General features: G+C 64.4%; 8 protein-coding genes. 5 read left to right on the top strand and 3 right to left on the bottom strand.

Annotated elements, in window-relative coordinates:
- Nucleotides 1-191: 191 nt before the first annotated feature.
- The 3 genes from J0I79_RS01470 to J0I79_RS01460 form a co-directional block, all read right to left on the bottom strand.
- Entirely contained in the window at nt 192-1,076 is an 885-nt protein-coding gene (locus J0I79_RS01470; RefSeq protein ID WP_292854772.1) for a LysR substrate-binding domain-containing protein, read from the bottom strand.
- A gap of 135 nt (nt 1,077-1,211) precedes the next feature.
- A complete protein-coding gene (locus tag J0I79_RS01465; RefSeq protein ID WP_292854770.1) occupies nt 1,212-1,412 on the bottom strand; it encodes a hypothetical protein in 201 nt (66 codons plus the stop codon).
- 95 nt (nt 1,413-1,507) lie between these two features.
- Complete coding sequence (locus tag J0I79_RS01460) at nt 1,508-1,738, bottom strand: hypothetical protein (RefSeq protein WP_292854768.1); 231 nt, start codon at nt 1,736-1,738, stop codon at nt 1,508-1,510.
- A 396-nt stretch (nt 1,739-2,134) separates the two neighbouring features.
- Between J0I79_RS01460 and J0I79_RS01455 the strand changes: the two genes are divergently transcribed.
- The 5 genes from J0I79_RS01455 (at nt 2,135) to J0I79_RS01435 (ending at nt 8,179) form a co-directional block, all read left to right on the top strand.
- On the top strand, nt 2,135-3,124 hold the full coding sequence (locus tag J0I79_RS01455) for a substrate-binding domain-containing protein (protein WP_292854765.1): 990 nt from the start codon (nt 2,135-2,137) through the stop codon (nt 3,122-3,124).
- Nucleotides 3,121-4,125, top strand: coding sequence for an ABC transporter permease (locus tag J0I79_RS01450; protein WP_292854763.1), 1,005 nt, complete (start codon nt 3,121-3,123; stop codon nt 4,123-4,125). The genes J0I79_RS01455 and J0I79_RS01450 overlap by 4 nt, the downstream gene beginning before the upstream one ends.
- The gene (locus tag J0I79_RS01445) at nt 4,122-4,880 is read left to right on the top strand and encodes an ATP-binding cassette domain-containing protein (RefSeq protein WP_292854760.1); all 759 of its coding nucleotides are present in this window, start codon (nt 4,122-4,124) and stop codon (nt 4,878-4,880) included. Before J0I79_RS01450 ends, J0I79_RS01445 begins: the two co-directional genes overlap by 4 nt.
- Nucleotides 4,881-4,949: 69 nt before the next feature.
- Entirely contained in the window at nt 4,950-6,026 is a 1,077-nt protein-coding gene (locus tag J0I79_RS01440) for a Gfo/Idh/MocA family oxidoreductase (protein WP_292854757.1), read from the top strand.
- A 125-nt stretch (nt 6,027-6,151) separates the two neighbouring features.
- A complete protein-coding gene (locus tag J0I79_RS01435; protein ID WP_292854755.1) occupies nt 6,152-8,179 on the top strand; it encodes an amidase in 2,028 nt (675 codons plus the stop codon).
- Nucleotides 8,180-8,317 lie beyond the last annotated feature (138 nt).

Genomic DNA, 8,317 nt, shown 5'->3' with positions numbered 1-8,317 from the left:
GAAAATCGCGAATGTTCCGGTCGGTTCCTCGATGATCTCCAAGCGATCCACTGCTCTGCCTCGCATGCACGGTTCACGGGACCAAATGCCACGTGGCTGCCCTGTTCGTGCAGGAGTCACTCGGCAGCGTCCAATGAGTATTTTTTTGCCGGCGAGCAGCACGCTCATGCGACGTGTCCCGGCCGCATGGGTCACCCCGGTGTGTGCTTGCCTGACAGTTGGCCGCGAAACCACATCGTCAGCGAGCGGAGATGACGTTCACTCCGGCGAGAATCCTTCATGCACAGATAGTAGTCCTCGTGCGTTGCGAGCTTGTGAGAGGAGAGGCTTTCGAGCACTCCGCTGCCCAGCAGCGGTTCGGCGAGGAAGTCCGGGACCATCGCCACGCCCAGACCATGTCGCGCCATATCGAGGGCCGTCGTATAGTGGGAAACCTGCAGCCACGAACCGGCATGCAGGGTTTCAAGCGCGATTTCGGCTGTCCGGCAATAGTCGATCCAGTCGTCGCCCAGACGCCCTGCGTCGAGGCAAGTGGTGATCAACCTCAGCCGGCGCTCGTCAAGCGGAATCTCGGAGGCCAGGTAGACCGGGACGAGCAGCTCCGACCAGAGGCGCATGGCCCAGAAACCTGGCTCTGTCGGCAAGGTGGTGACGAAGGCGTCGGCAACATGGTCGGTCAAATGCGGATCCTCGCTGTAGGTCAGGATCTGCAAATCAATGTCGGGATACGCCGACAGAAAACTTCCGAGCCTTGGAACCAGCCAGGCCGGCGCGAAACTGGTACACACGGCAAGCCTCAGGACGTGCCGGTGTGAGCCCACGGCTTCGGATACAGACAGATTAATCTCACGAAATGCGTTCTGCAGCTTGCGCGACAGCTGCATGCCGGCATCGGTCAGCGAAATTCCCCTTCCCGCCTTCTCATAGAGCTTCTCACCGATTTCGCTGGTGAGGTGGCGCAATTGATGGCTGACCGCCGTTTGTGAAACGCCAAGCTCTTCGGCCGCTCGAGAAACTGACAGATGTCTGGAAACCGCTTCAAAGGTCTCCAAAGCTTTCAGTCGCGGTTTCTTCATTTGCCTGCCATTCATTTCAGAGCCAGTCGGCCGACACCAGGTCAAAGGCCGGCATAGAGGCCGGCAACAGCCGGGCTGCCAAGCTGTTTCGCGCAATTGAGCACGGAACCGCTTCACACCCTTCCTGCAACCGACCTACACGTCGAGCGTCACCATCATGCCGCGGACCTCGGCCATCTCCAGAAGCAGGTCCTGAACGCTTTCATCCGAAAACGCCTGGCCGGTTCGCGCCAGCAATTCGGTGATGCTCTCTTTCATGGAAATGACCGCAACTCCGGTTTTCTCGGAAAGCAACCGTCCAATGGCTGCGCGGATAAGGGCACTCTGGTCAGGCATGATTCCCCTCTCATGCTGTGATGACGGTATAGTTTTCTTTTATGGTATGCTTTTAACGCAACTTCTGCGAGCTTTAGCCTGGTCTTGCAAGCCGTTTAGCACTGCTGTTCTGTATTATTTGTCTGACAGTTGCCCAACGACGACAGCGACGGCGGCAACCAGCCGTTGCCGGAGAAGCCTGTCATGATGGCAAGCAGGGCAAGCGGCACTTCGTGCCGCTGGAGCCCGATGCAGGTCGTGCCATCCGCGGTCGCCGGCAATTCCGTGGATTTGTCGAAAATGGAATACGTGCCTGTCGGCTCGTTCAGGATCTCGAAACGGTCCAATTGCAACCTCATTCCCCCCCGGGAGCCTTGTAACGCAACACGCCCATCAGAAGTTGCATGGAAAATCGATTTTTTCGCCTATTCGAACAGCGTGAGCGAGCAGCATACGAAAATGCCCCTGCCGAAATCACCAAAATCGCTGCGCAGCATTTTAAATCTTGACGCATGTCAATTTTTTATAAAACATGCGGAAACGCTGACGAGGCATGGGTCAGCGCTCTGGGAGGAGCAATGCCTGATATGGAAGAGACCGAGGGCGCGATTCGCGAATTGCGCGGCCCGTGTGCAAGCCGCCACCACCTTTCCAGCGCGAGCGCCGGGGTCGCTTGCGCCGCACCAGGCATGCCTTCCCTGCAAAAACATGCCGGCAACCAAAAAACCGGAGGAGAAAGATCAATGCGCATGTTCAATAGGCTGGCCATCGGCGCCGGCCTGCTTGCAACGACAATGATGGCCCCGGCCCATGCCGAGGATGCGGCCAAGGTCGCTGCAATCGTCAAGGGTCTCGACAACCCGTTTTTCCAGACCATGCAGAAAGGCATCGAGGAGCAGGCCAAGGCCGAAGGGGTCGCGGTCACCGTGCAGGCCGCCGCCAACATGGGCGACGCCACCGGCCAGGCCGACCGCCTGACCGCCATGGCCATGCAGGACTTCGACTGCTACCTCGTCAATCCGATCAGCGTTTCCAACCTCGTCCAGGCGCTCGTGCCGGTCGCGCAGAAGAAGAAACCGATCGTCAACATCGACTCCACCATCGATCCCGAGCAGGCCAAGGCCGCAGGCTTCACCGTCTCGACGTATATCGGCACCGACAATGTCGCCGCCGGCGCGCTCGCCGGCGAGGAAATGCTGAAGCTGGTGCCGAACGGCTCCAAGGTCGCGCTGGTCGCCGGCATTGTCGGCGACGTCGGCTCCAACGCCCGCATCAAGGGCTTCAAGCAGGCCGTGGAAGGCAAGCTTGACGTGGTGGTTATGGTCAGCGCCGACTGGGACCGCGAAAAGGCGCTGACGGCGGCCACCGATATCCTCGCCGCGCATCCGGATCTCGCCGGCTTCTTCGCCGCCAACGACATCATGGCGCTCGGCGTCGAGCGCGCGGTGCAGACCTCAGGCAAGGACGTCAAGGTGATCGGCCTCGACGGCATCGTCGACGCGCTCAAGTCCGTCGCTGCGGGCGAACTCACCGCGACAGTCGCCCAATACCCCTATGTCGTCGGCGCCATGGGCATGGAAGCCTGCAAGCTCGCTGCCAAAGGCAAGGAACTGCCGGCCTATGTGCCCGCGCCCGTGCTGTTGATCAACAAGGATAATGCCGAGGCCTCGCTGAAGAACTTCCCGCGTCCCGGCGGCGACTATCCCGATCCGCTGCGCGAGATGCTGAAGTGACAAAGTCCACCGAAAACGCGCCCGCCGCCCATTCGGCGGGCGCGATGGAGGAGAGCCGCCCCTCCCTGTCGGCTCTCCTCCTCGATCCCTCCTTCTGGGCCGACTGGGCGTCCGTCGTCGGCCTGGTCGGCCTCGTCATCATCTTCGGCATCGCCCAGCCGGTCTTCCTCAGCGTGGCCAATCTGCAGGCGCTGCTCCTGGCATCCGCGATCCTGGTCGTGCTGTCGATCGGCCAGACCTTCGTGGTGGCGACGTCGGGCATCGACCTGTCGATGGCCGCGGCCGTCATGCTGGGCGCCATCATCCTCGGCCTCGTCAACGCGGCTGGCTACGGCATTTTCCTCGCCTGCGTCCTGGCGCTGCTGGCCACCAGCGCCATCGGTTTCCTCAACGGCTTCATCATAACGGTCGGCAAGATCCCCGACTTCGTGGTGACGCTCGGCACGCTCTCGGCCATAACCGGGCTTGGGCTGATCCTGTCTGGCGGCGAACCGACCATGGTCGGTTCGACCTTCCTGTTGAAACTCGCCTCCGGCTCGTTCGGCCCGTTCGGCTATCCCGTCTGGGTGGCGATCGCGGCGGTCATGATAGCTCATGTCGTGCTCTATCACACACGCTTCGGCGTCCATCTCCTGGCCACCGGCGGCCAGGCCGAAAGTGCAGGCGCGCTCGGCATCCGCACCGGCCGCGTCAAGATCGCCGCCTACACCCTATCGGGCCTGTGCGCCGGCATCGCGGCCATCCTCCTGGTGGCGCGCATCGGCTCGGCCGAGCCACTGATCAACACCAGCCTGCTGCTCAATTCGGTGGCAGCGGTAGTGCTGGGCGGCGTCAGCCTGTTCGGCGGCCGCGCCTCGATACTTGGCCCGGCGATCGGCGCGCTGATGCTGACCGCGCTGGTCAACGGACTGACGCTGCTCAGCGTCTCGGCCTTCTATCAACCGCTCGCGGTAGGCGCCATCGTGGTGCTGGCGGCGCTGATCATGCGGTACCAGAAATGAGCGCCGTGGCCCCTTCTTCCGACACCATCATCGCCTGCCAGGGCCTGAGCAAGCACTTCGGCGGCGTGCGCGCCTTCACCGACGTCGCCTTCCAGGCGCGCCGCGGCGAGGTCACCGCCGTCATCGGCGACAACGGCGCCGGCAAGTCGACGCTGATCCGCTGCCTGGTCGGCGTGCATGTGCCCGATGCCGGCTCGATCGTCTTCGACGGCCGCGAGCATCCCTTCTCCAACCCCGATGGCGCCCGCAAGGCCGGCATCGAGACCGTGCACCAGAACCTGGCGCTGATCGACGAACTGACGGTAGCGCAGAACCTGTTCCTCAACCGCGAGATCGTGCGGCGCATCGGCCTGTTCGCCTTCCTCGACCGCAGGGCGATGAAGCGCGAGGCGCGCTCGATGCTGTCGCGCCTGTCGATCAACGTACCCTCGATCAACCAGCGTGTGCGCCGCCTGTCCGGCGGCCAGCGGCAGGCGATCTCGATCTGCCGCGCCGTCGGCTCCGGCGCCAAGCTGGTGGTGATGGACGAACCGACGGCGGCGCTGGGCGTGCAGGAAACCGCCAATGTCGAGGCGCTGATCCGGCGCCTGCGCGAACAGTCGGTCTCGGTCATCCTGGTCAGCCACAATTTCGATCAGGTGCGCCGCCTGTCCGACCAGATCTGGGTGATGCGGGCCGGCAAGATGGCGGCGACCGTGCGCTCCGCCGAGACGTCGGGCAACGAACTCGTCGCGCTGGTCACCGGCGCGGCGTAATCCCCATCAAATCAACGTCTGGCCGCCGGCGCGGCCAGCAACGAGCATGAAATCGGAAGGAGTTTTTCAGTGGCGCCACTTCGTGTCGGTCTTCTCGGTCTTGGAGAAGTCGCCCAGTCGATCCATCTGCCCGTGCTGGCCGATCAGCGCGACCGCTGGTCGATCGCCGGCGTCTACGACGTGTCGCCGAGCCTGGTGACGCTGATCACTTCGGAATATGGCGCGAAGGCCTATGACAGCGCCGAGGCGCTGATCAATTCGCCCGATATCGACGTGGTGTTCGTGCTGTCGTCCGACGACACGCACAGCCGCTTCGTGCGCGCGGCCATGCAGGCCGACAAGCACATCCTCCTGGAAAAGCCCGCCTGCCTGACGGTGCGCGAGATCGACGAATTGCTGGCGCTGATGCCGGCTTACAAAAAGACCCTGTTCGTCGGCTACATGCGCCGCTACGCCCCCGCCTATCTCGCCGCCCGCGATGAACTGCCGGACCACGCCGACATCACCCATGTCCGCATCTTCGACCTCATCTCCGAGGGCCGGCATTTCCTCAAGAAAAGCCAGAACGTCCTCTATCCCGACGACATCGATCCCGCTTTGCTCGCGAGAGGAGCCAAGGAGCGCGACGCGCTGATCCGCGAGGTGGTCGGCGCCGACGCGCCCGCCGACCTGGTGCGCGCCTATCGCGGGCTGACCGCGCTTTCCTCGCATCACATCTCCGCCATGCGCGGATTGATCGGCGAGCCGCAAGGCGTGGTCGCCGCGCACCGCACCAATGGCGGCGCCAACACCTCGGTCACCTTCGACTACGGCCACTTCGCCTGCCTCTATGACGCCGTCGTCGACGATCTCGGCCTGTTCGACGCCATGATCGAGGTGCGCTCCAACACCAGACGCGTGCGCATCATCTACGACACGCCCTATATCAGAAGCCTGCCGACCCGGCTGGAAGTGACCGAGGCCGGCCCACTCGGCCCGGTGACGAAAAGCTTCGGCCCGCTCTATGGCGACGCCTTCTCCAACGAACTGGAAACCTTCCACCGCCACATCCAGGAAGGCACCCAGCCGCTGACCGACCTCGCCGATTCCCGCCGCGACCTGGCGCTGATGGCCGAGATCATCGGGCGCATGAAGGAGAGCGCATAGGTCATTCGATTTCGTTCAAGGCTGGGGGCAGGAACAATAGGTTCCCGCAAAGACCGCCGATTGGCTCTTGCCGAAGCTGTCGGCCTCGCTCATCCATGGGTGGACAAGACAGCCCGGGAGCCATGATGACCGATGCCAGCCTTCACCTCGTCGAAGCGACGATCAGCGATCTGAGACAGGCGCTGGACGACGGGTTCGTCACCAGCGTTGAACTGGTCGCGGCCTATCTGCGCCGCATCGCGCATTTCGACCGGCACGGCATCAGCCTGAACGCGGTGCCGGTGCTTAATCCTGATATGTTCGAGGAGGCCGCAGCTTCCGACCGGCGGCACGCCGCGGGCAAGACGCTCGGGCCGCTCGACGGCATCCCCTACACCGCCAAGGACAGCTACAAGGTCAAGGGGCTGACGGTGGCCTCCGGCTCGCCGGCCTTCGAACATCTGATCGCCAATGAGGATGCCTTCACCATCGCCCGTCTGCGCGCCGGCGGCGCGGTGCTGGTCGGCCTCACCAACATGCCGCCCATGGCCAATGGCGGCATGCAGCGCGGCGTCTATGGCCGCGCCGAAAGCCCCTACAATGGCGACTATCTGACCGCGGCCTTCGCCTCCGGTTCCTCCAACGGTTCGGGCACGGCCACGGCGGCCAGCTTCTGCGCCTTCGGGCTTGGCGAGGAGACGTGGTCGTCCGGCCGCGCGCCCGCCACCAACAACGCGCTGGTCGCCTACACGCCTTCGCGCGGCGTCATTTCCGTGCGCGGCAACTGGCCGCTGGTGCCAACCATGGACGTGGTGGTGCCGCACACGCGTAGCGTGCCGGACATGCTCGAACTGGTCGACGTCATCGTCGCCGACGACGCCGAGACGCGCGGCGACTTCTGGCGCGCCCAGCCCTGGGTAACGCTGCCGAAGAGCGCGCAGACACGCCCGCCGCGCTATACCGACCTCGCGCTTGCCGGCTCGCTGAAGGGCAAGCGGCTCGGCGTGCCCCGCATGTATATCGGCCGCGATGGCGACGCCGACCGGCCGATCGAAACGCGCGCCTCGGTTCTGGCCTTGTGGGAGCAGGCGGCCACCGATCTCGCACAGCTCGGCGCCGAAGTGGTGGAAGTCGATTTCCCCGTCGTCTCCAACTATGAGCGCGATCGCCCGGGCACGCGCACCATGGTCGAGCGCGGGCTGGTGCCGCAGGATTTCGCGAACCGCGAACTGTGGGATCTCTGCATCTGGGGCTGGGACGACTTTTTGCGCGCCAACGCCGATCCCGCATTGCCTGATCTCGCCTCGGTCGATAGCCCCAAGATCTTTCCGCAACCGCCGGGCACCCTGCCCGACCGCTATGAGGGTGGCTTCGACCTCAAGGAATATGTCGAGCGCGCGAAGTCCGGCGTCACGCCATTCATGGATATCCCGACGCTGGAGGAAGGGCTGAAGGGTCTGGAGGCGACGCGGCGCATCGACTTCGAGGACTGGATGGACGCCAACGGGCTCGACGCCGTGGTGCTGCCGGCCGCCGCCGATGTCGGTCCGGCCGATGCCGACGTCAACGAGGCCTCCGCCGCGCTTGCCTGGCGCAACGGCACCTGGGTCGCCAACGGCAATCTGGTCTGGCGCCATTTCGGCATCCCGACCGTCACCGTGCCGATGGGCACGATGGCCGACATCGGCATGCCCGTCGGCCTGACCTTCGCCGGCAAGGCCTATGACGACGAAAGGCTGCTGCGCATGGCCGGCGACTACGAAAGCGCCACGCAGCGGCGCACCCGCCCGCCACGCACGCCGGAATTGCCGGGCGAGGTGTTTTCGCGCCGGCCGGCCCGGCCTGCCAGAGGCAACGCCGGCGCACTTGCGATCTCGCTGGCCGCAGAGACACTGGCCGCCGGCGACAGGGACGAAGTCATCATTATGCTCGACCTGCCCGACGAAGCGGCCAACAGCGAGACAGCCCGCGTGCAGGTGCATGTCAATGGACAGCCGGTCGAGATGCAGCGGTCCGGCGTGCGCCTGACCGGCCGTGCGCTCGTTCCAGCCGCAGAGCACCGGCGCGTCCACAGCACCTGGCGCGGCTCCTACGGCTCGATCGTGACGGCGGTGGTGCGTCTGGAGGACGGGCGCGGCGCCGGCGCCTATGCGATTACGGGTGGGATTGGGTAACGCAGGGGTGAGAACAACACCACCGTCGAGTTCCTTCACGCCCCCCCCTCTGTCCTGCCGGACATCTCCCCCACGAGGGGGGAGATTGGCCGTCACCATGGCCTTCGCCAATCTTTGACGTGGTAGGTAGAGACCGGC

The organism is Mesorhizobium sp., from assembly GCF_017306585.1.
Classification (GTDB): Bacteria; Pseudomonadota; Alphaproteobacteria; order Rhizobiales; family Rhizobiaceae; genus Mesorhizobium.
The sequence above is the reverse complement of the archived record's forward strand: the minus strand, read 5'-3'. Positions and strand labels throughout refer to the sequence as shown.